The 25720-nt window shown below is 72.1% G+C and carries 25 protein-coding genes; 16 read left to right on the top strand and 9 right to left on the bottom strand.

Features of this window, described 5'->3' with window-relative positions:
- Nucleotides 1–17 precede the first annotated feature (17 nt).
- A complete protein-coding gene (locus KOI35_RS20645; RefSeq protein ID WP_215789136.1) occupies nucleotides 18–548 on the top strand; it encodes an alpha/beta hydrolase in 531 nt (176 codons plus the stop codon).
- Here the strand turns inward: KOI35_RS20645 and KOI35_RS20640 are convergent.
- The 4 genes from KOI35_RS20640 to KOI35_RS20625 are packed head-to-tail and all read right to left on the bottom strand — an operon-like array spanning nucleotide 545 to nucleotide 3855.
- Nucleotides 545–1324: an HAD-IIA family hydrolase gene (locus KOI35_RS20640; RefSeq protein ID WP_215789135.1), complete on the bottom strand. Its 780-nt coding sequence runs from the start codon at nucleotides 1322–1324 to the stop codon at nucleotides 545–547. The two genes, KOI35_RS20645 and KOI35_RS20640, sit on opposite strands and share 4 nt — an antisense overlap.
- The gene (locus KOI35_RS20635; RefSeq protein ID WP_215789134.1) at nucleotides 1324–2349 is read right to left on the bottom strand and encodes a ferrochelatase; all 1026 of its coding nucleotides are present in this window, start codon (nucleotides 2347–2349) and stop codon (nucleotides 1324–1326) included. The genes KOI35_RS20640 and KOI35_RS20635 overlap by 1 nt, the downstream gene beginning before the upstream one ends.
- A 20-nt stretch (nucleotides 2350–2369) precedes the next feature.
- Nucleotides 2370–3137, bottom strand: a complete 768-nt coding sequence (fabI, locus tag KOI35_RS20630; protein WP_215789133.1) for an enoyl-ACP reductase FabI — start codon at nucleotides 3135–3137, stop codon at nucleotides 2370–2372.
- A gap of 13 nt (nucleotides 3138–3150) precedes the next feature.
- Nucleotides 3151–3855: a beta-ketoacyl-ACP reductase gene (locus tag KOI35_RS20625; protein WP_215789132.1), complete on the bottom strand. Its 705-nt coding sequence runs from the start codon at nucleotides 3853–3855 to the stop codon at nucleotides 3151–3153.
- A gap of 87 nt (nucleotides 3856–3942) precedes the next feature.
- On the opposite strand from KOI35_RS20625, the gene KOI35_RS20620 reads away from it, so the two are divergent.
- The 3 genes from KOI35_RS20620 (at nucleotide 3943) to KOI35_RS20610 (ending at nucleotide 7310) form a co-directional block, all read left to right on the top strand.
- A complete protein-coding gene (locus KOI35_RS20620; protein ID WP_308121084.1) occupies nucleotides 3943–5256 on the top strand; it encodes a sensor histidine kinase in 1314 nt (437 codons plus the stop codon).
- Nucleotides 5253–5906 carry a response regulator gene (locus tag KOI35_RS20615; RefSeq protein ID WP_215789131.1) on the top strand — a complete coding sequence of 218 codons (654 nt, stop codon included), beginning with the start codon at nucleotides 5253–5255 and terminating at the stop codon, nucleotides 5904–5906. The genes KOI35_RS20620 and KOI35_RS20615 overlap by 4 nt, the downstream gene beginning before the upstream one ends.
- A 123-nt stretch (nucleotides 5907–6029) precedes the next feature.
- Nucleotides 6030–7310 carry an HNH endonuclease signature motif containing protein gene (locus tag KOI35_RS20610; protein ID WP_308121083.1) on the top strand — a complete coding sequence of 427 codons (1281 nt, stop codon included), beginning with the start codon at nucleotides 6030–6032 and terminating at the stop codon, nucleotides 7308–7310.
- Between the two features lie 147 nt (nucleotides 7311–7457).
- Here the strand turns inward: KOI35_RS20610 and KOI35_RS20605 are convergent, their stop codons facing one another.
- Complete coding sequence (locus KOI35_RS20605; RefSeq protein ID WP_215789129.1) at nucleotides 7458–8102, bottom strand: hypothetical protein; 645 nt, start codon at nucleotides 8100–8102, stop codon at nucleotides 7458–7460.
- Nucleotides 8103–8471: 369 nt separating this feature from the next.
- On the opposite strand from KOI35_RS20605, the gene KOI35_RS20600 reads away from it, so the two are divergent.
- From KOI35_RS20600 to KOI35_RS20585, 4 genes are all read left to right on the top strand, one after another.
- The gene (locus KOI35_RS20600; protein ID WP_215789128.1) at nucleotides 8472–8999 is read left to right on the top strand and encodes a hypothetical protein; all 528 of its coding nucleotides are present in this window, start codon (nucleotides 8472–8474) and stop codon (nucleotides 8997–8999) included.
- Between the two features lie 612 nt (nucleotides 9000–9611).
- Complete coding sequence (locus KOI35_RS20595; protein WP_215789127.1) at nucleotides 9612–10970, top strand: sensor histidine kinase; 1359 nt, start codon at nucleotides 9612–9614, stop codon at nucleotides 10968–10970.
- The gene (locus KOI35_RS20590; protein ID WP_215789126.1) at nucleotides 10937–11644 is read left to right on the top strand and encodes a response regulator transcription factor; all 708 of its coding nucleotides are present in this window, start codon (nucleotides 10937–10939) and stop codon (nucleotides 11642–11644) included. The genes KOI35_RS20595 and KOI35_RS20590 overlap by 34 nt, the downstream gene beginning before the upstream one ends.
- Before the next feature lie 110 nt (nucleotides 11645–11754).
- Nucleotides 11755–12399, top strand: a complete 645-nt coding sequence (locus tag KOI35_RS20585; protein ID WP_215789125.1) for a helix-turn-helix transcriptional regulator — start codon at nucleotides 11755–11757, stop codon at nucleotides 12397–12399.
- Between the two features lie 83 nt (nucleotides 12400–12482).
- On the opposite strand, the gene KOI35_RS20580 is transcribed toward KOI35_RS20585, so the two are convergent.
- From KOI35_RS20580 to KOI35_RS20565, 4 genes are all read right to left on the bottom strand, one after another.
- The gene (locus KOI35_RS20580; RefSeq protein WP_215789124.1) at nucleotides 12483–13160 is read right to left on the bottom strand and encodes a helix-turn-helix transcriptional regulator; all 678 of its coding nucleotides are present in this window, start codon (nucleotides 13158–13160) and stop codon (nucleotides 12483–12485) included.
- Nucleotides 13161–13261: 101 nt separating this feature from the next.
- Complete coding sequence (locus KOI35_RS20575) at nucleotides 13262–13969, bottom strand: GPI inositol-deacylase (protein ID WP_215789123.1); 708 nt, start codon at nucleotides 13967–13969, stop codon at nucleotides 13262–13264.
- Nucleotides 13970–13980: 11 nt separating this feature from the next.
- Nucleotides 13981–14703 (bottom strand): sulfotransferase family protein, encoded by a 723-nt coding sequence (locus KOI35_RS20570; protein WP_215789122.1) that lies wholly within the window; start codon nucleotides 14701–14703, stop codon nucleotides 13981–13983.
- Nucleotides 14700–15485 (bottom strand): inositol monophosphatase family protein, encoded by a 786-nt coding sequence (locus KOI35_RS20565; protein ID WP_215789121.1) that lies wholly within the window; start codon nucleotides 15483–15485, stop codon nucleotides 14700–14702. Before KOI35_RS20565 ends, KOI35_RS20570 begins: the two co-directional genes overlap by 4 nt.
- 182 nt (nucleotides 15486–15667) lie before the next feature.
- Here KOI35_RS20565 and KOI35_RS20560 point away from each other — a divergent pair, with 182 nt between their 5' ends.
- From KOI35_RS20560 to KOI35_RS20525, 8 genes are all read left to right on the top strand, one after another.
- Nucleotides 15668–17038: an aspartate aminotransferase family protein gene (locus tag KOI35_RS20560; RefSeq protein WP_215789120.1), complete on the top strand. Its 1371-nt coding sequence runs from the start codon at nucleotides 15668–15670 to the stop codon at nucleotides 17036–17038.
- Nucleotides 17035–18066, top strand: a complete 1032-nt coding sequence (locus KOI35_RS20555; RefSeq protein ID WP_215789119.1) for a Gfo/Idh/MocA family protein — start codon at nucleotides 17035–17037, stop codon at nucleotides 18064–18066. The genes KOI35_RS20560 and KOI35_RS20555 overlap by 4 nt, the downstream gene beginning before the upstream one ends.
- On the top strand, nucleotides 18063–19202 hold the full coding sequence (locus tag KOI35_RS20550; RefSeq protein ID WP_215789118.1) for a hypothetical protein: 1140 nt from the start codon (nucleotides 18063–18065) through the stop codon (nucleotides 19200–19202). Before KOI35_RS20555 ends, KOI35_RS20550 begins: the two co-directional genes overlap by 4 nt.
- A 115-nt stretch (nucleotides 19203–19317) precedes the next feature.
- The gene (locus KOI35_RS20545; protein WP_215789117.1) at nucleotides 19318–21096 is read left to right on the top strand and encodes a fatty acyl-AMP ligase; all 1779 of its coding nucleotides are present in this window, start codon (nucleotides 19318–19320) and stop codon (nucleotides 21094–21096) included.
- 1 nt (nucleotide 21097) lies between these two features.
- The gene (locus KOI35_RS20540; protein ID WP_215789116.1) at nucleotides 21098–22813 is read left to right on the top strand and encodes an acyl-CoA dehydrogenase family protein; all 1716 of its coding nucleotides are present in this window, start codon (nucleotides 21098–21100) and stop codon (nucleotides 22811–22813) included.
- Complete coding sequence (locus tag KOI35_RS20535; RefSeq protein ID WP_215789115.1) at nucleotides 22810–24519, top strand: acyl-CoA dehydrogenase family protein; 1710 nt, start codon at nucleotides 22810–22812, stop codon at nucleotides 24517–24519. The genes KOI35_RS20540 and KOI35_RS20535 overlap by 4 nt, the downstream gene beginning before the upstream one ends.
- Nucleotides 24516–24788 carry an acyl carrier protein gene (locus KOI35_RS20530; protein WP_215789114.1) on the top strand — a complete coding sequence of 91 codons (273 nt, stop codon included), beginning with the start codon at nucleotides 24516–24518 and terminating at the stop codon, nucleotides 24786–24788. Before KOI35_RS20535 ends, KOI35_RS20530 begins: the two co-directional genes overlap by 4 nt.
- Nucleotides 24785–25714, top strand: a complete 930-nt coding sequence (locus tag KOI35_RS20525) for a 3-oxoacyl-[acyl-carrier-protein] synthase III C-terminal domain-containing protein (protein ID WP_215789113.1) — start codon at nucleotides 24785–24787, stop codon at nucleotides 25712–25714. Before KOI35_RS20530 ends, KOI35_RS20525 begins: the two co-directional genes overlap by 4 nt.
- Nucleotides 25715–25720 lie beyond the last annotated feature (6 nt).

The following is a 25720-nucleotide window of genomic DNA, read 5'->3' as shown; positions in this document are numbered from 1 at the left end:
TCTGCCACACTGACGGGATGGGCCGGAGAGCGATCATTTTCCATGGCACCGGGGCCGGGCCGGGCGTCGCCTGGTATCCCTGGCTGGCGAAACGGCTCGAGGAGCGGGGCTGTTCGGTCGAGGTGCCGCACTATCCCGGGCTCAACGTGGAGCCGATCGCCACGTTCCTGCCCCAGGTGCTGGCCGCGCACCGGTTCGACGACGAGACCGTGCTGGTCGGGCACTCCGGCGGGGCGGCCTTGCTGCTGGCCCTGCTCGAACGGGTGCCGGCCGCCCAGGCGATCCTGGTGGCCGGCTACTGCACCCGGCCCAACGACTCGGACGAGCCGGTGCTGCAGGACACGTACGACTGGGAAGCCATCCGCGCCCACTGCGGTGAGTTGATCTTCATCAACTCACGCCAGGACCCGTACGGCTGTGACGAGCACCAGGGCCGGGCCATGTTCGACCGGCTCGGCGGCACCCAGATCGTCCGCGACGACGGCCACTTCGGCGACTGGAACCAGGTCTACGACGAGTTCCCGCTCCTCGACCGCCTGATTCGTTAGATCTCGTCGATCAGGTCGGCCACCGAGTTGATGATCCGCGACGGCCGGTACGGGTAGCGGTCGGCCTCCTCGCGCGTGCTGATCCCGGTCATCACCAGGATCGTGTGCAGCCCCGCCTCGAGACCGCAGAGCACGTCGGTGTCCATCCGGTCGCCGATCATCGCGGTGGTCTCGCTGTGCGCCTCGATCGTGTTCAGCGCCGACCGCATCATCATCGGGTTCGGCTTGCCCACGAAGTACGGCTCGACGCCGGTCGCCTTGGAGATCATCGCGGCCACCGAACCCGCCGCGGGCAGAGCGCCCTCGTTGGACGGGCCGGTCGCGTCGGGGTTCGTACAGATGAACTTGGCCCCGCCGTCGATCAGCCGGATCGCCTTGGTGATCGCCTCGAAACTGTACGTGCGGGTCTCCCCCAGCACCACGTAGTCGGGGTCGAACTCGGTCAGGATGTAACCCGCGGCGTGCATGGCCGTGGTCAGACCCGCCTCGCCGATCACGTATGCCGTGCCGCCCGGCCGCTGATCGGCCAGGAACTGCGCGGTCGCCAGCGCCGCCGTCCAGATCGCCTGCTCGGGCACGTCGAAGCCCATCCGGTTGAGCCGGGCCTGCAGGTCGCGTGGCGTGTAGATCGAGTTGTTGGTGAGGATCAGGAAGGGCTTGCCGGACTTCTTCATCCGGTTCACGAACTCGGGGGCGCCCGGCACCGGCACACCCTCGTGGACGAGCACGCCGTCCATGTCGGTGAGCCAGCTCTCGATGGCCTTGCGCTCAGGCATCATGCTCCTCGTCGCTGTGGTGGTGGGCAGCAAATGGCCGGGCAGTCGTTCCAAGCCGGGAGCGTACCGAGCCGCTGTGACGGAACGCTGTCGGTCCGCTCACGTACGAGGTCGCTGACCATGGAGACGAAGCGCGGATCGACGCCCGGGGTCGCCGCGCGGGCGTAGCCGAGACCGAGCCGTTTCGCGGTGTCAGCGGCCTCGTTGTCGAGATCCCAGATCACCTCGAGGTGATCGGAGACGAACCCGATCGGGCTCACTACGACATCGGTCACACCCTGCTCTTCGAGTGACTCCAGGTGGTCGTTGACGTCGGGCTCGAGCCACGGCACCTGGGGCGGGCCGCTCCGGCTCTGCCACACCAGGTCCCACGGCAGATCGGGCGCCGCGGCGGCGTGCACCAGGCGGGCCGTCTCGTGCAGCTGAGCCTCGTAGCGGCCGCCGTCCGGACCGGCCGTCCTGGCCATGCTGGTCGGGATGGAGTGCGCGGTGAACACCAGACGGGTCGTGGCCCGCCGGCTCTCGTCGAGGGTGGCCAGCGACGCCCGTACGGCATCGGAATGGGGTTGAACGAAACCGGGGTGATCCCAGAACTGGCGCAGCTTCGAGATCACCGGCGCGCCCGGACCGACCTTGGCCCGGGCGTCCGCGATGTCCTCCCAGTACTGCTTGCACGACGAATACCCGCCGTACGCGCTGGTCGCGAACCCGAGCGCGTGGCTGACCCCGTCGTCGCGCATCTGCGCCACCGTGTCGGCCAGCATCGGATGCCAGTTGCGATTTCCCCAGTACGCCGGCAGGTCGATCCCGTTCGTCGTGAAGTCGGCGCGAACGGCCTCGAGGAGGTCGCGGCACTGCTGGTTGATCGGTGAGACGCCGCCGAAGTGGTAATAGTGCTCGGCCACCTCGGCCAGGCGCTCATCCGGGACGCCGCGCCCGCGCACCACGTTACGCAGGAACGGCATCACGTCATCGGGCTTCTCGGGCCCACCGAAGGACAGCAGGACGAACGCGTCGTAAACCACCCGCCCATCCTCCCACCGGGTCACGCACCGAGCGCGTGGTAACCCCCGTCGACGTGCACAACCTCACCCGTCGTAGCCGGGAACCAGTCGGACAGCAGCGCGCAGATCGCCTTACCGGCGGCCGACGTGTCGTGCAGGTCCCAGCCCAGCGGCGCCCGGTTGGCCCACGCGTCCTCGAACTGCTCGAAACCCGGGATCGACTTGGCCGCCATCGTGCGCAGCGGGCCGGCCGACACCAGGTTGCTGCGGATCCCCTTGCTGCCCAGGTGCAGGGCCAGGTAGCGGTTGGCCGACTCCAGGCCCGCCTTGGCCACGCCCATCCAGTCGTAGACCGGCCACGCCTTGGTCGCGTCGAACGTGAGGCCCACGACACTGCCACCCGGCTGCATCAGCGGCAGGCAGGCGACCGCCAGCGACTGGTACGAGTACGTCGAGACGTGCAGCGCCTTCGACACGTCCTCCCACTGCGCGTTCAGGAACTCCCCGCCGAGCACGCTCTGCGGACCGAACGCGATCGAGTGCAGCACCCCGTCCAGGCCGTCCACGTGCTCGCGCACCTTGTCCGGCAGCGCGGCCAGGTGCTCGGTGTCGGTGACGTCGAGCTCGATGACCGGGGGCGGCTCCGGCAGCCGCTTGGCGATCCGCTCGACCAGCGACATCCGGCCGAAACCGGTCAGCACGACCTGCGCGCCGTTCTCCTGGGCGATCTTGGCCGCCGAGAACGCGATCGACGCGTCCGTGATCACACCGGTGATGAGCAGCCGTTTGCCACTCAGCAATCCAGACACTGTGCTCCTTTGGTTAGTGGCCCATTCCGAGGCCGCCGTCGACCGGCAGGACCGCGCCATTGATGTACGCCGCGCCGTCACCGGCGAGGAAAGTCACTGCGGCCGCCACCTCGTCGGGGTTTGCGAGCCGACCGGCCGGAACCGCCTTGATGATCTCCGCCTGCCGTGCCTCGGACAGGACGGCGGTCATCTCCGTCTCGATGAAACCGGGCGCCACCACGTTCGCCGTGATGTTGCGGCTGCCCAGCTCACGGGTAATGCTCCGGGCCATGCCGACCAGCCCGGCCTTGCTCGCCGCGTAGTTCACCTGACCGGGTCCGCCGTAGAGGCCCACCACCGACGAGATGAAGATGATCCGGCCCCACTTGGCCCGCAGCATCTTCGAACTGGCCCGCTTCGCGACCCGGAACGAGCCCTTCAGGTTGGTGTCGATGACCCGCTCGAACTGCTCCTCGCTCATCCGCAGCAGCAGCGTGTCGTCGGTGACACCGGCGTTCGCCACCAGCACCTCGACCGGGCCGAGCTCCTTCTCGATCTCGGTGAACGCCGCGTCGACCTGAGCCGGGTCGGTGATGTCGCACTGCACCCCGAACAGCCCCTCGGGCGCGCCGCTGCCCCGGTGCGTGACCGCGACCCGGTCACCCTGCTTCTCGAACGCCCGCGCGATGGCGAGGCCGATACCCCGGTTGCCGCCTGTCACCAGAACCGTGCGCGCCACGACCTTCGCTCCTCATACCCAGGTAGGGGGTGCCGGCTGGCACCACGGGGGCACGACGACGGCGCAATACCGCCGTAACCTGCCGGGGTGGAGACTATCGGCCCGGTGACCCGGCGCAACGCCACGGGGCCGCTCAGACGCCTGCTCTGGTCACGGGAAACGGCCAGGCCGACCCCGCACGGGCGATTCTGGACGTACGCACTGCCCCTCGGCCTGCTCGCCCTGGCCGGCCTGGGTCTGGCCGCCGGCGCCTACCTCAGCGAGAACCGCTACCTCGACGGTCTCTGGATCGGCGTCATCGCCGTCGGCTCGGTGCTCCCTGTCGCCCTCACGCTCCGCCTGCCCCTGCTCGCCTGGCGGCTGGGCTTCCTCATGCTGTTCCTCGGCTCGATCCAGACCGGCCCGTACGAGCCCTGGCCGTGGAACACCGTGCAGATCCTCGGCTTCCTCGTCGTCCTCGGCCGGCTGGCGATCGTCGAGGACTCCGGGCTGACCATCTGGGCCACCACGCTCAGCCTGATCCCGGTCTTCCTGTACGCCCCCGACGCCAACGCCTGGGGCGCGGCCGTGCTGCTGATCGCCATCGCGGCGCTGGGCGACATCGTGTCCCGCCGGCGCCGTACGCGGGCCCTGCTGGCCGAAAAAGAGGAACTCACCGAACTCGAACGGGCGAAACGGGCCGTACTGGAGGAACGCACCCGGATCGCCCGGGAGATGCATGACGTGGTCGCCCACCACATGTCGATGATCGCCGTACGGGCCGAGACCGCCCCCTACCGCGTCGGCGACCTGTCCGACCCGGCCAAGGAGGAGCTGGCCACGATCGCCGGGGCCGCGCGGGAGGCCCTGACCGACATGCGGCGCCTGCTCGGGGTGCTGCGTTCGTCGTCCGCCGCTCCTGATGGCGACGCTCCGCTGGCGCCCCAGCCCGGGCTGGCCGACGTGGACGACCTGGTTGCGAGCGCGCGGGCGGCCGGGGTCGACGTCTCGTACAGCGCAAGTGGTCTGCCCCGACCTGTGGACAACTCCGTTTCCGTCGGCGCGCCTGTGGACAACGAAATTCACGGCGGCGGCGAACCCGATAGGGTCCCCACCCTGGGCGGGGCGGCGGCGGAACTGGCGGCTTACCGGATCTTGCAGGAGGCGCTGGCCAACGCGTCCCGCCACGCACCTGACGCCCCGGTGACCATCGACGCCCACGGCCACCACGACCGCCTCGAGCTCACGGTGCGCAACCGCCTGACCGTCCCGGTCCCCGACACCACGAGCCGCGGCCACGGCCTCAACGGCATGCGCGAGCGGGCCGAGCTGCTCGGCGGCACACTCACCGCCGGGCCCGAGGACGACCATTTCGTCGTACGGGCATCCCTGCCCCTGACCACGCCGGGAGAGCAGCCGTGATCAAGGTCCTGATCGCCGATGACCAGGCGATGGTCCGCGAGGGTTTCGGCGCCCTGCTCGGCGCCCAGCCCGACATGCTGATCGTCGGTGACGCCGCCGACGGAGAGGCCGCCGTGGCCCGGGCGCGCGAGCTGCGCCCCGACGTGGTGCTGATGGACGTACGCATGCCCGTGATGGACGGCCTGGAAGCCACGCGTCGTCTGGCCGCGGTCGACGGAGGCCCCCGCATCCTGATCCTGACCACGTTCGACCTGGACGACTACGTCTACGCGGCACTGCGCGCCGGTGCGAGCGGCTTCCTGCTCAAGGACGCCCCAGCCGCCGACCTGATCAACGCCGTACGCGTCGTGGCCGCCGGCGAGGCCCTGCTGGCCCCCAAGGTGACTCGCCTGCTCATCACCGAGTTCGCGTCCCGCCCGACGACCGACCGCCCCCGCCCCGCAGCACTGAACGCCTTGACGCCCCGCGAGACCGACGTCCTGCTGCTGATCGCCAAAGGCCGCTCCAACCAGGAGATCGCCGCCGAGCTGATCGTCGCCGAGCAGACGGTGAAGACACACATCGGACGCATCCTGGCCAAGCTCAACCTGCGGGACCGAGCCCAGGCAGTCATTTTCGCGTACGAGACCGGCCTGGTCACACCCGCGTAAATTGCCCGATTCGCCCACCCGTTTGGCGCCGGTTCGCAGATGGTGGATGTCGATCTCCTAGAGCGTTTCCCGTACGAATTTTTGTCGTACGTATGTTCGAAGATGCTCCCCATGTTGGCCGACGTGACACAGCTGGGACAGGACGCGGCAAAGCTCGCCGCCGCCTCGCTGTGGCCCCTCGGCGACGACGACCTGACCGCCTGTCTGGACGCCGCCTACCGCCTCGAACAGACCGCCTTCGCCCTGCAGACGCGGTTGGTCCAGCACGCCGAACGCCGTGGCCTGCCCACCGCTCACGGCCATCGCAGCACCGCCACCTGGCTCCGCGCCCGCCTGCGGCTCGATCTCGGCCCGGCCCGCCGGCTGGCCGAACGCGCCGCCGACCTGACCCGCCAACCCGCCGTCGAACAGGCCCTGCTCGACGGCCACATCGACGCCCGCCAGGCCACCGCGATCGCTACCGCCCTCGACTCCGTGACCACCGGCCTGATCGAGCTGGACGAGACCACCGACCGCGCCGACGCGGTTGACGCCGACACGATCGTCGAGCAGGCCGGCACGACTCTGATCGCCATGGCCGGCCGGCTGACCGCCAACCAGCTCAGCCATGTCGGCGACCGCATCCTCACCTACGTCGCCCCGCACCTGGCCGACCGCGCCGACGAACTCGCCCTGGCCCGTCAGGAAGCCCGCGCCCACCGCAACCGTGGCCTCACCCTCTCCGCCCCCGACGCCGGGATCGTGCGCCTGACCGGACTCCTCGGCCAGGAGGACGCCGCCATCCTGCAAGCCGCATTGCTCCCCTTGTGCGGGCCCACCCCCGACGACAACCGCCGCCCGGCCCAACGCCGCGCCGACGCCCTGATCGATATCTGCCGGCTCGCCCTACGCACCGGCGAGCTGCCCGAGTCGGGCGGCGAACCCGCCCAACTGTCAGTCACCCTCGCCTACGACCCACTCACCCGGGCCCTGGGCACCGCCACGACCGACACCGGACTGCGGTTGTCCGCCGCCACGGCTCGACGGCTGGCGTGCGACGCGAGGATCCTGCCCGCCGTCCTGGGCAGCGCCGGCCAGGTCCTGGACCTCGGCCGCAGCAGCCGCCTCGCCTCCACCGTCCTGCGCCGAGCCCTGACCCTGCGCGACCGAGGGTGCGCCTTCCCCGACTGCGATCGCCCGCCCCGCTGGACAGACGCCCACCACATAACGCCATGGAGTTCCGACGGCAGCACTGCCCTCGACAACCTGGTCCTGCTGTGCCGCCACCATCACCGGCTGGCCCACGACCCGACCTCAGGTTGGAAGATCCGCCTCGGCACCGACCGGCAACCCGACTTCATCCCGCCACGCCACATCGACCCGGCGCGGCAGCCCCGCCGCAACCTGTACCACCCCCGCGCGTAGGCCGATCACCCGCACACCCGCACACCCGCACACCGCCGCCGAAACGCGCCGTACGCCCGCGCCCGTCGACTCGTAGCAACGCGCCTGATCGCGTGATGCGAGTAGCTGCGGACGCCCTGGCCATGCGGAGTCCGCTCGGTGACGGCGTCAACTCGCCCAGTGGACTCCCGGCAACGCCGCACGGATCGCTTCCAGGTCGTCCGGCGTCTGGCCGCGGACCCACAGCCAGGCGCCGCCCTCACCGTGGGTGCGTATCAGTCGCCCAGGCCGGGAGTACCACCGCACCGGACCCTCCTCCACGTCAATCCACATCGGATGATCCTCCAGCGGCACTCGTTCGAACTGGGCCACCGCGGCGGCGACCTCGTCCGCGTCCAGTTCGCAGGCGGCGACCGCGTCGCCTGGGCGGTCGGTCTCCACCGCCGCGGTGAGCGCCAGCGTCACGCACGCCGTCGGCAGGTCTGGTGCATAGGGCATCCAGCCGGCCCCGTTGTCGATCAGCACGGCCGGATCGGCGCCGTCGAGCGTGATACCCCAGCTTGCCTCGGCCACGAGCGGATCCGCGCTGTGGAAGACCAGAATTCCGTCCTCGGCGTGCAGGCCGCGCAGGTCGAAGACGCCAGTTCCGTAGGCCACGCACAGCATTTCAGGAATCGGCCGGTCGAGGCGCTGCTCGATCGCCGCCTGATCCCACGCCGGCCGGGCCGGCAGTTGCCACGCTCGCGCGAAACTTCGGAGAAACTCCCACGGCCCCGCGCGGCGCAGCTCGGCCACGGTGTCATAGCCCGTCACGCGCGCAGTTTAGCCGCGCCCCCGAACGGCCCGGGGGGCATGAAGACGCGGGCCGGCGGCCTTCAACCCGAACTCGAACGGACCGACCGGGGTGGGCGAGCGGGCAGCAAGGCGGGCGAGCAAGCAGGCGAGCAAGCAAGCAGGCAGGCGGGCAAGCAAGCAGGCAGGCGGGCGAGCAAGCAGGCAGGCGGGCGGGCGGGCGGGCGAGCAAGCAGGCAGGCGGGCGGGCGAGCAAGCAGGCGGGCGGGCGGGCGGGCAAGCAGGCAGGCGGGCGGGCGAGCAAGCGGGCGGGCGGGCGAGGGACTGGCGATCCGGGGCGGCACGAAACCGTGATCACAACACGTCACCGGATGCCTACCGTCAACAGGCATGAAGACGCAGCTGACGGTTCTGGCGCTGGCCGCCACCACGATCGCCACCCTCGCCGCCTGTTCCTCCGGCGGCGACTCCTCGTCCGAGCACCGGGTGGTCGCGGCCAACGCGAACCCGGTCGCCACGAAGTCCGTCAGCTCCAACCAGCCGAGCCACAGCGCGAAGCCCAGCCACAAGGCGAAGCCGAAGAAGAAGAGCGCGAAGGTCGTCTCGTTCAAGCTGGTGCAGAAGCCGAAGTGTCCGGAGGGCACGGCGGTGTTCCGCGCGCCGGCGGTTCCGGCGATCATCAAGTGGAAGATCACCGGCGCGACGGGGGCGGCGCTCAGCGTGGACGACCCGACCGGCACGCCGGGCACGTACGGGCCGGTGGAGCTGTCGGGCACCGAGACGTTCATGTTCCAGTGCAACGGGCCGGTCGGCTCGGTCGAGAAGCACACGTACGCGATCTACACGGTCGGCGGCGGCAAGCAGCGTTCGATGACCATCACGGCCACGGCCAAGGTTCTCGACAACGGCAAGCCCTGAACTACGCCGGAAAACGCATTGAATGCATCCCACCCGGGGACGTTAATCCGCTGAACAATCGGTTATCCGACATGGGCGGACGACGTCGAAAAGGCTGGCCGGATTGCGAACCGCACGCACTGCCGAGCTTCGGTTCGGCAGTGCCCTGACCTCGCGTCCGGCGGTCCGCTATTCATACCCTACTTGTAGGTAAAGGCGGAATATCCTAGTCCGATTCGCACGGTTGGGGCGATTAAGATGGGGTAGCCCGACAATGGGGGCTTAACGCGGAAAACTGATTTGCCACGCTCACCCTTAGACCGATATCACTGCGTTATATTGCTTTCGATCGCGCGGGAGCCGGTCCCGGGGGAATGATTGAGCCGAGCGTGCGCAGCGCCTGGTTCCACATCGGAGTGTCAGCCGTTTCCCAGGTTCCGGCTCGTTTCGGCTACCGACCACGGGGGAACGATCGTGCGCCTTTCGGTGCCCAGAACTGGTCGACTCCATCCCTTTCCGGCCTGGCGAAAGGCCATCCCAGCCTGGCTAAGGGCCGTCCCAGCCTGGCGAAAGGCCGCCCCGGCCTGGCGAACACCCTGGCGAGGACTGGCTTTCACCCTGCTCGGCTGTGCGGTGCTGGCCGTCAGCGTGGCCGGCGTCGTCCGCGCCGTGCAGGCCGGCGATCCGGAGACCACGCTCTTCGTCGTGACCGCGCTCGTGCTCGTCTGCTCGTACAGCACCGCCGGCATGATCCTGATCGCGCCGGCCTCGACCGCCCTGACCGGTGTGCTGTTCTTCGCCATCGCGCTGGTCTGGCTCGCGCGGGCCACCGGCCCGCTGGACGGCTCGACCGGCATAGACTTCTCCGCCGTCGCGCATCCCCTGGTATGGACACTGCTGGTGGTCACGCTGGTGGTGCACCCGGAGCGGCGGCCGTTCCGCCGGTCCGAGCGGGCGCTGCTGACCGTCGGCGTGGCCGTGCTGCCGCTGCTGATCGCCGACAGCCGGCTCGCCCCGTCCAGCCCGACCGACCCGTGCCTGGTCTGCCTGCCCGCGCCGGACTGGACGGTGGATCCGTACCTTCCGGTGGCGGCGCGCGTGGCTGTGGTCGTCGTGGCCGTCTGGCTCGCCGTTCAGCTGGGGCGGCGCTGGCCCAGCGTGCAGCGGATCGTCGCCCTGCCCGGCCTGATGCTGTGCGGGGTGGTGGTCACGGCCGCGGTGGTGCCGCTCGTGGCCATGCCGCCGCTGCCGGTCTGGCTGGCCGGCAACGCCGTCGGCGTGATCCTCCAGATGGTGCTTCCGCCGCTGGTCCTGCTGACCAACGCCCGCGGCTGGCAGGCCGACGCGGCCCTCTGGAAACGCCGCTACAAGCAGGAGGCCTCGGACGGCCACCGGCGGGCCCGGACCGAGATCGAGCGGGACCTGCACGACGGCGCGCAGCTGCGGCTGGTCAACGCGACCATGCTGCTGCAGATGGCGCGCAGCGCGATGAGCGAGTCCAAGAACGAGGCCGGCACCCATCTGGACACCGCGGCCACCGAGCTCACCCTGGCGCTGAGCGAGTTGCGGCTGCTGAGCCGCGGGCTGCGGCCGCCCGCGCTGAACCGGCGCGAGCTGCACGAGGCGCTGGGCGTGCTGGCCGCCAACACCCCGGTTCGCGTACGGATCGAGGGCCGCCCCCGGGCCATCCCGACGCTGGTGGCCGAGGTCGCCTACTTCACCGTGGCCGAGGCGTTGTCCAACGCGATCCGGCACGGCGCCGCGCGCAACGTGGTGATCCGGCTCCGTAAGGAACGCGGCTGCCTGCACGTGGTGATCTGCGACGACGGGACCGGCGGGGCCCGGGTGAACGCCGAGGGCGGCCTCGGTCAGCTGGGCCGCCGGGCCGAGCGGCTGGGTGGCCGTCTCGGACTGGAGAGCCGGCCGGGGGCCGGCACGACACTACGGGTGGTGATTCCGTGCGCATCGTCATTGCAGACGACGCGGTACTGATCCGGGAAGGCCTGACGGCCATGCTGCGCGGGGCCGGCATGGAGGTGCTGGCCACCGTCGGGGATGCTCGCGAGCTGCTGGAGGCGGTCACCGCGCACCGGCCGGACGCGGTGATCGTGGACATCCGGATGCCGCCGACCTATACGACCGAGGGGCTGGCCGCCACCGAGCGGATCCGGCGCGAGTACCCGGACATCGCCGTGCTGATCCTGTCGATGCACGTCGAGACGGAGTACGCGCTGGCGATCGTCAACTCCGGCGAGGGCGGTGTCGGCTATCTGCTCAAGGAGCGCATCCTGCACGTCGATCAGATCGTGTCGGCGTTGCGCGACATCGCCGGCGGGGGCGCGCTGATCGACGAGACGCTGATCGAGGAGCTGATGGCCGGGCACCGCACGGGCGGCCGGTTCGACCGGCTGACCGAACGCGAGCAGGAGGTGCTGGCCCTGATGGCGCAGGGCTTCACCAACCGGGCCATCGGCGACCGGCTGAACCTCAGCATCAAGACGGTCGAGTCCTATGTGACCAGCATCCTGGGGCGGTTGCAGATCGAGGCCGCGGAGGGCGTGCACCGTCGCGTACGGGCCGTTCTGATGTATCTGCGTCTCAACGGTCCGGCCCGGCCGGGTGGTCCGCTCCAATTGAGACGGTCGGGCCGAAATCCGATGCGCTGAAGCAGGGATTCCCCGGTACCCGGCACGCCCAGCGGTCGTTAGGTTTCTCTCCGTAGGCCGCCCGGCGCAGCGTTGCGAGAGTGGGGCGGTCGCACGGGGGAGGAAGAGAAATGTCTGTTGCGACAACGGATCCGGACACCGCCGGCGCCGAGGGCGAGGCGTGGCGGCTGGCCAACCGTCTGATCCGCTCGGCGCGGGACGAGGTGCTGGCCCTGATTCCGGCCAACTGCACGCTGCTGTCCGAGGAGGAGGACCGGGTCCGGCCGGCCGGGGGCGGGTGGGCCGGGGCCGACCGGGTGCTCGCCGTCGTGGCCGGGGAGACCCTGCTCGACCGGGGGAAGCGGCTGCGCGCGCTGCTCGGCAAGCGGGCCGACGTGCGGAGCGGGAAGCACTCGCCGACGCTGATGGTGCTGCTGGACCGTAAGCTGGCGATCGTCTCGCGCGGGGCCGGCACCGCCCCGCTGGCCGTCCGCTCGCCCAGCGCGGTGCAGACGCTGGTGACGATCTTTCACCATCACTGGTACGAGGCCCGGCCGGACGACGACGGCCTGCACGGGCGGTTGAACGCGTTGCAGCGGGACGTGCTGCGCCGGTTGACCAGCGGCGCCACCGACGATGTGGTGGCGCGGGAGCTGGCCGTGTCGACCCGTACGGTGCAGCGGCACGTCACCCAGATCATGCAGATGGTGGGCGCCCGGAGCCGGCTCGAGCTGGGCATCCAGCTGGCCGTGCACGGTCTCTACGAGCAGGTCTGAGAGACGGCACAGAAAAGGTGGCCTCCGCTGATCGGCGGGGGCCACCTTCTTTCCGTACCAGAAGGAGCATTTTCCCGTACGGGCTAAGCGCACTCCACCAGTCCGGAGCGGATGGCCGTGACCACGGCTGACGTCCGGTTGGTGGAGCCCAGCTTGAGCAGCACCCCGGCCACCAGACGCTTCGCGCCGTGGTCGGAGATCTTGAGCCGCCGGGCGATCTGCTTGTTGCTCAGCCCCTCGACCAGCAGCACCAGCGTCTCGTGCTCGCGCGGGGTCAGCGTGATCGGGGCCGGCGCGGCCGGGGCGCGCCGGATGCCCGCCTGGGCCAGGAGCTGCTGGGCCAGCACGGCCGGCATCGGCACCTCGCCGGTCATGATCGCCCGCAGTGCGTTGTCCAGGGTGCGGCCGGACAGGTCTTGCTGGAGCAGGAAGCCGTCGACCACGACCCCGCCGGCCAGCACCGCCTCGGCCGCCCGGGCGTCGTGGATCAGCATGACAATCTTGGCGCCGGGGGCCAGCAGCGAGCCGGCCGCGATGCCCGCGATGCCGTCGGCGGCGTTGACGACGAGCACGTCCGGTCGCTCGCCGGTCGACTCGGCCAGCTCGTGCATCGAGCGGTAGGCGCGGACCGGCCCGGCCACGGACAGGCCGCGCAGGGCCACGTCCAAGCCGTCCCGGAGGATGTCGTTGCCCATCACCAGGGCGATGCTCAGGCGGTCCGACTCGCGGTGCACGGGCGGTTCGATGATCGTCGCGGTCATGACCGCGCTCCTCTCGCTCGGGGAGTACGCGATTCATCGAATCCGACGGCGGCCGTCCCCAGCCAGGACCATGTCTCGTTCCGGACATGCTCCGGGCGGTTTCAAGCCGAACGGCCCACCTCCAGCACGCTGCCCAGGACCTTGCCGAACTCGGGCGAGGCCAGGTAGTTGCGGGCGCCCCGGAGCCGGGGATCGCAGTCCAGCGACACCTTCTCGGTGATGCCGGGCGGTTCGGCGCCGGCCGCCAGCACCAGTGTGTCCTGCACGTCGGTGACGGCGACCCAGGTGGTCCCGCCGCCCGACGGGCCGCCGGTCGCGGCGTGCGGGGACCCGAGGGTGATCAGTGTGTGCACAGTGGGAAGAGGCTCGGTCAGGGCGGCCGCGGCGGCGACCCCGCCCAGGCAGTGCCCGATCACGATCCCGATGTCCGGGGTGAACGCGGCCCGGATGTCCGGGGTGACCTGAGCGCGGCCCAACGTGGTGGTCAGCTCGGCCGGGGTCAGCCCGCAGAAGTAGCGCGACCAGGCCAGCCGCTCGGCCAGCGCGTCGGAGCCGACCGGTTCGGGACCGGGCTCGGAATCGAAGGTGGCGTTCTGCCAGAGGCGCCGCAGAAGCCGGGGATCGGCGCCTTCGGCCGGAGGCCAGTCCCGGCCCGCGGCGTCGAGGTTCACCACCGCGACGTCGAGGTCGGCGACCGGGTGGCCGGCCAGCATCAGGCCGTCCTGGATCGAGGTGATCCACTCCAGGCGGACCGAGGCGTCGCTGCGCCGCGGTCCGCCGGTGCCGTGCACGATGAGCAGCCGGGACATCGGTTCCCCTCTCACACGAAGTATCCGTACCGGGCCATCCGGCCGGTCAGGTCGCCGAGGTCGTCGTCGACGGCCGGGCCGCGGCGCCAGGCCCGCAGGTAGCGGTCGTCGGCCGCCCGGTCCAGCTCGCCCAGGCGGAAGCCGGCCCCGATCCCGGCGAAGGCGGCGATCCCGTCCAGCACCCGGGCCGGGTCGGCCATCAGTTCCTCGTAGCGGACGGTCAGCAGCTGGTCCAGGTGCGCGCCGTCGGCCGCGGCCAGGTCCTGGGCGTACAGCCAGTGCTCGACGAGTTCCCGTACGGTCAGCGCCGGCGTCCACTTGCGGGTGCTCATGGCCACGGCCACCGGATGACGCAGCACCAGCACGAACCGGGAACCCGGGAACAGGTGCTGGAAGAACCGGAACCGCAGCATGTTGGGCGGCGACTTCTCCAGCGCCACCGGGCGGCCCGGGTCGAGGTAGCGGCCCCACTGTTCGCGCAGCAGGCGGGCGGTCTCCGGGGTGGCGAGTTCGTCGTGCTCGGTCATGTGCGCCTCGGGCGTGTACGCGAACCGGCCCGGGCCGCCGTGCTGTTCGTCGTACGGGCAAATGGTCTGCAGGTATTGCCCCTCGTCCATCGGGGCGCCGGTCCGCCGGAAGCCGGCCACGGACGGATTCGTGCCGGCCAGCGAGGCCAGCAGGGTGGTGCCGCTGCGGTGCAGCCCGCCCATGAACACGAAACGCTGGTCGGTCACGACATCTCCCTCAAAAAGTCGCCGACGGCCCGGCCGAGCTTCTCGTGCGGCGCGGTCCAGGCCACGAACGCGCCCTGACGGGTGGTCGGCAACGGGTCGGGATGGCTCAGGTAGCCGCCGCCGGTCGCCGTCACCAGTGCCCGGCCGGCCGCGGTGTCCCAGTCGTAGACGTCCGCGTTGGCCGCCAGGTCGGCCCGGCCCGCGGCCACCCAGGCCAGAGCCAGGGCGGAGGAGCCGAGACGCCGTACGTCCGCGGCCTCGGTCAGCAGGGTGGCCAGCAGATCGGTCTCGGCGGCCCGCGGCGGGCGCCCGGCGTTGGGGATGTCGCACAGCACCAGGGGTGGTCCGGCCGCGGCGGGCGGGGCCGGCAGCGGGGTGCCGTTGAGCCAGGCCGAGTCGCCGGCCGCGGTGAAGAGCTCGTCGTGCACCGGGTCGTAGACGCACCCGCCGGCCGTCCGGCCGCCGATCCGCAGGCCGATCGACACCGCGAAGAACGGGATGCCCCGGACGAAGTTGTAGGTGCCGTCGATCGGGTCGACCACCCACACCGGGGCGTCGTCCCGGCCGGGCGCGGCGCCGCCCTCCTCGCCGATGACCGTCGAGTGGGGAGAGAGCGCCAGCAGGGCCGAGCGGATCAGTTCCTCCGCGGCCCGGTCGGCCCCGGTCACGACGTCGTGCGCCGCGCCCTTGGCGGAAACCGTGACGGGGCCCCGGAACGCGCGCCGGATCACGCGGCCGGCGTCCACGGCGGCCTGCGCCGCGGCATCGATGAGGTGCTTCACGGCGCCACGCTAAACCGGCCCGGCCCGGTACCGCGCTGCCCAGACGTGCCCGCCGTCCGGGCATGCCCATTCGTCGGGCCCGTTCGACTCTCCCGCGTCCCCGGTCCGGTCCCGAGCATGAACGGGAGCGGCCGGCGGTCGAGGCGACCGGCGACATACGGACCGCACCGGAAAGGCGTGCCATGGCAAACATTTCAGGCGATGGTCAGCGGTTCGGACGGGCCCCGGACCGGCCGCTCGGCGCCGAGCACTGGGCGGCCGAACAGGAGGTGATCGGGCCCGGTCTGCAGGCCGTGATGCTCTGGTCGCAGTTGTGCGTGCAGTCGGCGTCGGGCGCGGTCCTGACCGACGTGGACGGCAACGAGATCATCGACTTCCAGGGCGCCGGCGGCGTCAACTCGATCGGGCACGCCAACCAGCGCCTGATCGACGCGCTCACGGCCGAGCTGGCGACGGCGCCGGCCGGGGCGTTCGGGTCGGCCGGGCGGCGGGCCATGGCCGAGTCGCTGCGCGAGTTCCTGCCGCCGCCGCTGGACCGGATCCAGCTCTACAGCGGCGGCACCGAGGCGGTCGAGGCGGCGCTGCGGCTGGCCAAGTCGATCACCGGCAAGCACGAGTTCCTGTCGTTCTGGGGCGGGTTCCACGGCAAGACGCTGGGCAGCCTGGCGCTCACCGCCGGGGCGCGGGCCGGGCTCGGGCCGCTGCCGTCGGGCTATTTCAGCGCGCCGTACGCGAACTGCTACCACTGTCCGCTCAAGACGACGTTCCCCGGCTGCGGTTACGCCTGTGTCGAGACCGTGCGGGACACCATCAAGGAGAACTCCACCGGCGCGCTGGCGGCTCTGGTCGTCGAGCCGGTGCAGGGGCGGTCGGGCAACGTGGTGCCGCCGCCGGGCTATCTGAACGCGCTGTCGTCGGTGGCGAGAGAGTTCGACGCGCTGCTCATCGTGGACGAGATGATGACGGGCTTCGGGCGTACGGGAGAGCCTTTCGCCTACATGCGGGACGAGGTCCGGCCGGACATCGTGACGGTCGGCAAAGGCATGGGGGCCGGCTATCCGGTGACCGGGGTCATCTCGACCGCCGAGCTGATGGCGGCCGCGCCGTTCTCCGACCCGAGCGCGAGCTCGTCCAGCTTCGGCGCCTTCCCGCTGGCCTGCCGGGCCGTCGCCACCGTGACCGACGTGCTGGTCGACGAGGACCTGCCGTCGCGGGTGGCCAAGGTGGGGGCCGGGATGCTGGCCGCGCTGGAGCCCCTGGTCGACGAGTCGCCGCTGGTCGGCGACGTCCGCGGGGCCGGGTTCGCGATCGGCATCGAGCTGGTGGCGGACAAGGCGGCCCGGACACCGCTGGACAAGCCCGCCTTCCGCGAGACGTTCCTGAAGCTGGTCGACGCCGGGGTGCTGGTGATGACCGGCGGCACCACGCTGCGTCTCTATCCGCCGCTGACCGTGGACCCGGAACTGGCCGACGAGGCCGTCGAGATCATCCGCCGCGTGCTGATCGACGGCGTGGCACCGCAATCCACGACCGGTACGGAGGAGACGGCATGAGGACAGCCATCATCGGGTTCGGCACCGCCGGGGAGGGCCGGCTGCACGCCTACCGGACGGTCACCGGCGGCCGGGTGGTCGCCGTGCTGGACCCGTCGCCGCAGCGCCGCGAACGGGCCCGGCAGATCGACCCCACGGTGGCCACGTACGCCGGGCTGCCCGAACTGCTGGCCGCGGAGTCGGTCGACGCGGTCGACATCTGCACCCCGCCGCTCTACCACGTCGAGGTCGAGCGGGCCGCGCTGACCGCGGGCCTGCACGTGATCTGCGAGAAGCCGGTCGCCGTGCACACCGACGAGGCGCTCGACCTGGTCGCCCTGGCCGGGCAGCGGGGACGGCTGCTCTACCCGGCCCACAACTACGGCTTCTCGCCGATGATGCGGGTGCTGACCGGGGCGGTCGCCGACGGGCGGATCGGCCGGCCGATGCGGGCCTCGTTCCGGATCGCCCGGGACTCGCACGCGCGGGGTGTGCCGGGCTGGCAGCCGGACTGGCGCCGGGACGTGTCGGTGGCCCGCGGCGGGATCATGCTCGACCACGGGACGCACTGCGCGTACATGGCGACCCGGTTGTTCGGCGAGGCTCCCCGCACGGTGTCGTGCGTCGCCCAGTGGGCCGACGGTGACGCCTCCGGCGGCATGGACGTGGCCGCCCGGATCAGCCTCGAGTTCACCACCGGCGAGTGCGAGATCGATCTCAGCTGGGTCAGCGGCACCCGGTCCAACCGCTACCTGGTGACCGGCCCGGACGGCACGGCCGACGTGCACGACGGGGTGGCCGAGGTGCGCTCGGCCGGCCGCGTCGAGCGGACCGACCTGACTCCCCCGACCCGGGACCAGACCCACCAGGAGTGGTTCGGCGGCATGTTCGCCGACTTCGCCGGTCTGGTCGCCGCGGGCACCGGCTGGGACCGGCCGATGCGCGAGGTGGTCACGACGACCGCGCTGATCGAGGCCGCCTACCGGTCGGCCGCCCTGGGCGGGGAGCCGGTCGTCCCGGCCGGTCGCGCGACCGCGGAAGCGCGGTGACGGCCGCCGAGATCCGGCTGAGCGTGGCGATCATGCACCACCCGCGGCGGCGGGAGCGCATCCCGCCGCTGGTGCGGGACTGCGCCCCGCTGGAGGCCCGGGTCGTCACCGATCCGGACCCGGACGGGGTGCCCAGCCCGCTGCGGACGGCGAAGGTGGCCTGGCGGTCCATCCAGGACGGGGCCACCCATCACCTGGTGCTGCAGGACGACATCGTGCTGATCCCGGGGTTCGCCACCCAGCTGCACCGGGTGATCAGCTCGCGGCCCGGGCACGGCATCTCGCTCTACTCGCACTGGGACAGCCCGCAGAACTCCTACCTGGTGCGCCGGGCGGCGATCGCCGGGTGGTCGTTCGCGCCGCTGTCGAAGTCGGAGTGGACCCCGACCCAGGGGTTCGTGCTGCCGGTGGCCCTGGCCCGCGAGCTGGCCGACTTCCTGCGGGACATCCCGGACGAGGTCAAGGACGACGACGAGATGGTGGTGCGGTTCTGCCGGGAGGCCGGCATCCCGGTCGTCGGCACCGTGCCGCACCTGGTCGACCACCGGTTCGATCCGACCATCGTCGGGCATCCGGGCCGGTTCCACGCCACCGTGTTCCTGCCGTCGCCGGTGCTGTCGGCCGACTACTGGCAGTTCAGCGCGAGCGCCGAGGCCGCCCTGGGCCGCCGGGTCGAGCCGGACGAGAAGCTGGCCTACACCGTGCAGATGCACCGCAGCCGGTGCCTGCTGCGCCCGCTGCGCCCCGGCACCGGGGAACCGGTCGAGCACGGCTTCGGCTGGTACTGGGCCGACCACTGCGGCCTGGTCGGGGTGGCCGTGAGCGACGTGCTCGACGGCTTCGAGAACCTGATGGAGACCCAGGACCTGCCGTGGCGGATCGCGCTCGAGGTGTGGGCCGCGGGCTACCTGCTGGGCGCCGACGCGGTAACGGTGCGCCGCGGCGGGGCGGCCGGGATCTGGCCCCCGGCCACGGTCGGCGCCGTCCTGGCCGAGGCCGTGATGAGCAGCTGGATCGCCTCCGGCCTGGCCGAACCGGACGCCGACCGGCTGGACGCCGGCGATCGCGCGGCGCTGGTGGCCGTCGGCCTGGCCGGCGTCGCCCAGGGCTGGCTGAGCGGATGGCACACGTCGTGACGAACCGGCATACCTGTTCGGCTAGGCCGACTGCCCGCTCGATCGAGTCTTATGCACCCGCCGGACCCGGCGCGACGCTGGTCCGGCACGTCACCGACCTGCGGGGGAACGCCTGATGCCCGATCACGAGACGTTTGTCGACCTGTTGCAGCACCGTGCGGCGATCCACCCGGACCGGCCGGCGCTGATCTTCGACCCCGACCCGGCGGACGACACCGCGCCCGTACGGACCGTGTCCTGGGCCGATCTGGCCGCCCGGGCCCGGCAGATCGGCGCCCGGCTGACCGCCACCGTGCGGCCCGGCGACCGGGTGCTGGTGCTGAACGAGCCCGGCACGGTGTTCGCCGAGAACTTCCTCGGGGTGCAGCACGCCGGGGCGATCCCGGTGCCGGCGCCGCTGCCCGACGGCTATCGGCGGCAGCGCGACCGGCTGGCCGGCATCGCCCGCAACGCCGAGGTCGCCGCGGTCCTCACCGATGCCGCGGCTCTCGGCCCGGTCCGCGAGTGGGCGGCCGAGTCCGAGCTGGCCCACGTGCCGTGCCTGGCCTTCGACGACGTGGCCCCCGGCCCGGCCGCCGACTGGCAGCGGCCGGCGATCGACGGCTCGGCCATCGCTTTCCTGCAGTACACGTCGGGCTCGACCAGCGCGCCCAAGGGTGTCGTGGTCGATCACGCCAACCTGCTGCACAACCTGCGGATGTTCCACGAGATCCTGGGCGGCTCCGAGGGCGAGCGGGTCGGCGGCTGGCTGCCGATGTACCACGACTTCGGGCTGATCGGTCAGCTGCTGGCCCCGCTGTCGGTCGGCGGGTGCAGCGTCGGGATGTCGGCCACGGCGTTCCTCAAGCGCCCGTACACCTGGCTGCGGCTGATCGACCGGCACGACGTCCGCATCTCCCCCGCGCCCAACTTCGCCTACGACCTGTGCACGCGGCGGGTCACCGACGAGCAGATCGCCGGGCTCGACCTGTCCCGCTGGGCGCAGGCGGTCAACGGGTCCGAGCCGGTGCAGGCGGCCACCCTGGACGCGTTCGCGCGCCGGTTCGCGGCGGCCGGGCTGCGCCCCGAGTCGCTCTGCCCGGGCTACGGCATGGCCGAGGCCACGCTCAGCGTCAGCGGGGCCGTCGAGGGCCGCCCGCCGGTGGTCACCGCAGTCGACGCCGATCAGCTCGAGCGGGACACGGTGGTCGCGGTCGGTGAGGCGTACGAGGGACCGGTCCGTCACCTGGTGAGCAGTGGCACGGCGCCGGCTGACATCGACGTCCGGATCGTCGACCCGGCCACCCGGCGCTCGCAGCCGGCCGACCGGATCGGTGAGATCTGGCTGCGCAGCGCGAGTGTGGCCCGCGGCTACTGGGGCAACCCGGAGGCCACCCGCGAGGCGTTCGGCAACGCCCTGGCCGACGGCGAGGACGGGTTCCTGCGGACCGGCGACCTGGGTCTGCTGCGCGACGGCGAGCTCTACGTCACCGGCCGGATCAAGGAACTGCTGATCGTCAACGGGCGCAACCTGTATCCGCACGACATCGAGGCCGCCCTCCGCTCGGTCGACGACCGGCTGTCCAAAGGGGTCGGCGCCGCCTTCACGATCGAGGTGCCGCACGAGGAACTGGTCGTGGTGCAGGAGTGCCGGGCCCGGTCGATGGCCCCGGAGGCGCGGGCCGAGCTGGTGACCGCGATCCGGCGTCTGCTGTCGACCGAGTTCGGGGTCGGCGCGGCCAGCGTGGTGCTGGTCCGGCCGGGCGCGGTGCCGCGGACGACCAGCGGCAAGATCCAGCGCGGGCTGGCCCGGATGCTCTTCCTGACCGAGGCCCTCGGGGCCGAGCACGAGCAGCTCACGAGCGCGGCACAGGGCGTACGGGCCGGGCAGACCGCCGACCGGGTCCGGTCCTGACATGGCCGCACCCACCATGCCGCTCGCCGGGGCCGCGGCCCGGCGGTTCGAGGAGCGGCTCGGCGACCCGGAACACGCGGACACCGTGTTCAACCACGCCCGGGTCGCCGCCGCCGACGAGGCCGAGGCGTTCCCGGACGAGATCTGCGCGGAACTGGACCGGCTCGGGCTGCCCGCGCACTACGTGCCGGCGGCCTACGGCGGCGAGCTGCGCGGCTTCGACACGCTGGTCCAGGTGCTGCGGACGGTCGCGGGCCGCGACCTGACGACGGCGGTCGGGCACGCCAAGACGTTCCTGGGCTCGGCCTCGGTCTGGGCCCGGGTGCCCCGCGACGAGGCCGACACGGCCCAGGCCAGGCGGCTCGCCGGGACCGTGCTGGCCGGGATCCCGGTCTGCTGGGCCCTCACCGAGCCGGGGCACGGCAGCGACCTGATGGGCGGCGAGGTCACCGCGGTGCGGCGGGACGACGGCTACCGGGTGGACGGCACCAAATGGCTGATCAACAACGCCACCCGGGCCGGGGTGGTCTGCCTGCTGGCCCGCACCGAGGCGGCCGGCGGGCCGCGCGGGTTCACCGTCGTGCTGGCCGACAAGCGCGAACTGCCCGCCGAGGCGTACCGGTGCCTGCCCCGGGAGGCGACCCACGGCATCCGGGGCGCCGACATCAGCGGCATCTCGTTCGTGGACGCGCCGCTGCCGGCGACGGCGCTGGTCGGTCCCCGCGGATCGGGTCTGGAGACCGTCCTGCGGGCACTGCAATTGACCCGTACGGCCTGCACGGCTCTTTCGCTCGGCGCCGCCGACCACGCCCTGAGCCTGATCCGGCAGTACCTGGCCGAGCGCGAGCTCTACGGCCGGCGCCTGGCCGACGTGCCCTACCTGCGGCGCGGGGTGGGCCGGCTGCACACCATGCTGTTCCTGGCCGAGGCGGTGACCGCGCTGGTGTCGCGGGCCGTGACGGCCGAGACCCAGGAGCTGAGCGTGCTGGCCCCGGTGGCCAAGGCGTTCGTGCCGACCCTGACCGACCAGCTGATCCAGGGATGCGGCGAGCAGCTCGGCGCCCGCGCGTTCCTCACCGGGATCCCCGGCTACGGCCGCTTCCAGAAGATCGAGCGGGACCACCGGATCGTCGGCATCTTCGACGGCAGCACGCCGGTCAACCGGCACGCCGTGATCAACCAGTTCCCGCAGCTGGCCCGGGGCTGGTCCGGCGGCGCGGCCGGCGTGGAGCGGCTGCGCCCGCTGGCCCGGCTGAGTGAGCCGGTGCCCGGACTGGACCCGGCCCGGATCGCGCTGACCGGGCGCGGCGGATGCCTGCCGCTGCTCGGTCTGGCGGCGGCGGTGGCCGGGGTCCACGCGGCCGGCGGGCCCGGGGCGGCGGCCCAGGCGCTGCTGACCGCGACCGACGGGGTGCACGCCGACCTGGCCGCCTACCGCCCGGCGCCGCGCGATGTGGACCCGGCCGCCTACGACCTGGCCCAGCGGTTCGAGCTGTGCGTCGCCGGGGCGTCGGCCGTGCATCTGTGGCTGCACAACCACGACCGGGCCGGCGACGACCCGCTGTGGCGCGACGGGCTGTGGCTCGAGGCGGTGCTGGCCTGGGTGCTGCACCGGCTGGGGGCCGGGCCGGAGGGCACCGACGTCTACGAGCGCGTGTTCGCGGCGCTGAGCCCCGACCGGCGGCCGTCGATCCTGGAAGCCGGGGAGACCGCATGAGCACCGTGACCGACCTGGAACGCCGGTTCGGCGACCCGTGGGACCCGGCCAACCCGCTCGGCCACCGGGCCGTGCTGGCCGCCGACGAGCGGTCGGAGATGTTCGCCGACGGCGAGCGGATGCTCGACGACTTCGCGCTCAACGCCGAGTTCGTCCCGACTGCCCTGGGTGGCCGGCTGACGGGCCTGGACCGGCTCATCCGGGTGATGCGCTCGGTGTTCCGGCACGACCCGTGCCTGGGGCTCGGCTACGGCGCCAGCTCGTTCATCGCCTCGGTCAACGTGTGGGCCGGCGGCGACGCGGCCCAGCACCGCCGGCTGGCGGATCTGCTGCTGGGCGGGCACAAGGTGGCCTCGGTTTATCACGAACTCGCGCACGGCAACGACTTCGCGCGGGTGGATTTCCGAGCCGACCCCGGCCGTACGGGGGAACTGCTGCTGACCGGCCGCAAGGAGGTGGTGACCAACGCACGGCGGAGCAGCGCGATGGTCATCTTCAGCCGGACGTCGGACGCGCCCGGCGGACGCAGCCACACCCAGCTGTTCGTCGAGAAGGATCAGCTGCCGCCGGGCGCGCTGCGCTACCTGCCCCGTTTCGCCAGCAGCGGGATGCGCGGGGTGCAGCTCGGCGGCATCGAGGTGGACCGGTGCCCGGTCGGCGCCGGGGTGGCCCTGGGCGCCCCCGGCTCGGCCATGGAGATCGCGCTGCGCTCGTTCCAGCTGACCCGGACCGGACTGCCGGCCATGACGCTGGGCGCGCTCGACACCGGCCTGCGGGCGGCGGTGCGGTTCGGCGACGACCGGGTGCTGCGCGGGCGGCCGGTGGCGGCGATGCCGGTGGTGCGCGGGGTGCTGGCCGAGTCGTTCGTGGACCTGCTGATCGCCGACTGCCTGGCCACCACCGTGGCCCGGGCCGTGCACCTGCTGCCCGAGGACACCAACGTCTACGCCTCGGCGGTCAAGTACGTCGTCTCGGGCCGGGCGATCCAGGCCATGGCCCGCCTCGGCGAGGTGCTCGGCGCCCAGAGCTATCTGCGCACCGGCGAGTACGGCATCTTCCAGAAGCTGTCGCGCGACCTGGCCCCGGCCGGTTTCGGGCACGCGGCCCGGGTCGCCTGCCTGGCCACCGTGCTGCCGCAGCTCCCCCGGCTGGCCCGGCGCTCGTGGGCCGCCGGACAGGCATCACCGGAGGACCTGTACGACCACCGGGCCGAGCTGCCGCCGCTGCCGTTCGAGCGGCTCCGGATCGCCTCGGGCGCCGACCCGCTCACGGCGCAGCTGCTCGCCGCGGCCGAGGCGCTGCCGCCCGGCACCGGGGAACTGCTGCGCGAGCTGACCCGCACCTTCACCGGCGAACTGGCCCGGCTGCGGACGGCCGCGCTCGCGCTGCGCCCGGCCGACCTGGCCATCGGTGGTGACCCGGCCGCGCTCGACCTGGCCGCCCGCTACACCACCGTGCTGACCGCGTCGACCTGCCTCAACCTCTGGCTCGCCGAGCAGGGCCGGCCGGGGACGTTCCTGGCCGACCAGGCCTGGGTGACCGCGGCCCTGCTGCGGCTGGCCGGCGAACTCGACGGCGTGCACCGGGCGCTGCCGGCGTCGCTGGCCGGCCCGATCCACGCCGAACTGGCCGGCCGGTATCAGGCCGGCCGGGCCTTCGATCTGTTCCACGACACCCTGCCCGACCGCCCGAGGAGCCGGAATTGACCACCTTGCCGAACCACCAGGACGCCGGACAGCTCCGCCCGTGGCTGCTGCTGCGGGTCGCCGAATTCACCGAACGCGACCCGGCCACCATCGACGCCGCCACGCCGCTGGCCGACCTCGGCCTCGACTCGGTGTACGCGCTCGCGCTGTGCGGCGAGATCGAGGACCACCTCGGACTCCGGCTCGACCCGACCCTGGTCTGGGACCACCCGAGCATCGACGCGCTCACCGCGTACCTGAGTGCCCTGCCGCGGGACCACGGCGCATGACCGCACTCGCCGCGGTCTCCGCCTACCATCCGCCGCAGCGGGTGCCGATCGCCTCGCTCGCCGGCGACCTGGGCCTGTCCGACACCCAGATCCGGATGTTCCACCGCTACTACGGCCTGTCCGAGGTGCTGCGCGAGCCGACCGGCACGATCGCCGACCTGATGCTGCACGCGGCGGCCAAGCTGGACGAGCTGCGCGGGCGCGAGCACCAGGTGAAGTACGTGGTGCAGGCCCGCACCCTGCAGGCGATCGCGCCGTACCCGGAGGACCCGCTGCACGACGTGGCGGGCGCGCTCGGTCTGCGGCACGCGCAGGCGTTCGCGGTCACCCAGCACGCCTGCGCCTCCGGACTGCTCGCGGTGGAGCTGTGCGGGCGGCTGCTGGCCGAGGACGACGACCCGGACGCCCTGGCCCTGATCTTCGTCGGCGAGAAGGCGTTCACCCCGTCGGCCCGGATGATCCCGGGCACGGCGCTGATGGGCGAGGGCTGCGCGGCGGTCCTGATCGGCGCGGGCGGCCGGGACCGGATGCTCTCGTACGCCTCGGCCACGCACGGCGAGTTCAACGCCGGGCTGTCGCTGACCGCGGAGATGTCGCTGGAGTTCCAGCAGCGCTACCCGGACGCGCTGACCGAGGTGATCCTGGCCGCCGTGGCCCGGGCCGGGATCACCGTGGCCGACCTCGACCTGGTGCTGCCGCACAACGTCAACCGGGTCTCGTGGGTGCGGGTGGCCCGGAAGGCCGGCATTCCGGTCGACCGCCTGTTCCTGGACAACATGCCGGTCACCGGGCACTGCTTCTGCGCCGATTCCTTCCTCAACTACGTGTCGGCGCGGGACCTGGGCCGGCTCCGGCCGGGCGACCACTACCTGATGGCCGCGGTCGGACTCGGATCCACGTTCAGCGCGATGGTCTTCCAACATTGAGAGGCA

The organism is Paractinoplanes bogorensis, from assembly GCF_018829635.1.
Lineage (GTDB): Bacteria > Actinomycetota > Actinomycetes > Mycobacteriales > Micromonosporaceae > Actinoplanes > Actinoplanes bogorensis.
The sequence above is the reverse complement of the archived record's forward strand: the minus strand, read 5'-3'. Positions and strand labels throughout refer to the sequence as shown.

What these genes read in the sequence shown, in the direction of transcription:
- KOI35_RS20645 (WP_215789136.1), top strand. Translation starts at nt 18, where the DNA reads ATGGGCCGGAGAGCGATCATTTTCCATGGCACCGGGGCCGGGCCGGGC.
- KOI35_RS20640 (WP_215789135.1), bottom strand. Translation starts at nt 1,324, where the DNA reads ATGCCTGAGCGCAAGGCCATCGAGAGCTGGCTCACCGACATGGACGGC.
- KOI35_RS20600 (WP_215789128.1), top strand. Translation starts at nt 8,472, where the DNA reads ATGAAGACGCAGCTGACGGTTCTGGCGCTGGCCGCCACCACGATCGCC.
- KOI35_RS20585 (WP_215789125.1), top strand. Translation starts at nt 11,755, where the DNA reads ATGTCTGTTGCGACAACGGATCCGGACACCGCCGGCGCCGAGGGCGAG.
- KOI35_RS20580 (WP_215789124.1), bottom strand. Translation starts at nt 13,160, where the DNA reads ATGACCGCGACGATCATCGAACCGCCCGTGCACCGCGAGTCGGACCGC.
- KOI35_RS20575 (WP_215789123.1), bottom strand. Translation starts at nt 13,969, where the DNA reads ATGTCCCGGCTGCTCATCGTGCACGGCACCGGCGGACCGCGGCGCAGC.
- KOI35_RS20560 (WP_215789120.1), top strand. Translation starts at nt 15,668, where the DNA reads ATGGCAAACATTTCAGGCGATGGTCAGCGGTTCGGACGGGCCCCGGAC.
- KOI35_RS20555 (WP_215789119.1), top strand. Translation starts at nt 17,035, where the DNA reads ATGAGGACAGCCATCATCGGGTTCGGCACCGCCGGGGAGGGCCGGCTG.
- KOI35_RS20545 (WP_215789117.1), top strand. Translation starts at nt 19,318, where the DNA reads ATGCCCGATCACGAGACGTTTGTCGACCTGTTGCAGCACCGTGCGGCG.
- KOI35_RS20540 (WP_215789116.1), top strand. Translation starts at nt 21,098, where the DNA reads ATGGCCGCACCCACCATGCCGCTCGCCGGGGCCGCGGCCCGGCGGTTC.
- KOI35_RS20535 (WP_215789115.1), top strand. Translation starts at nt 22,810, where the DNA reads ATGAGCACCGTGACCGACCTGGAACGCCGGTTCGGCGACCCGTGGGAC.
- KOI35_RS20525 (WP_215789113.1), top strand. Translation starts at nt 24,785, where the DNA reads ATGACCGCACTCGCCGCGGTCTCCGCCTACCATCCGCCGCAGCGGGTG.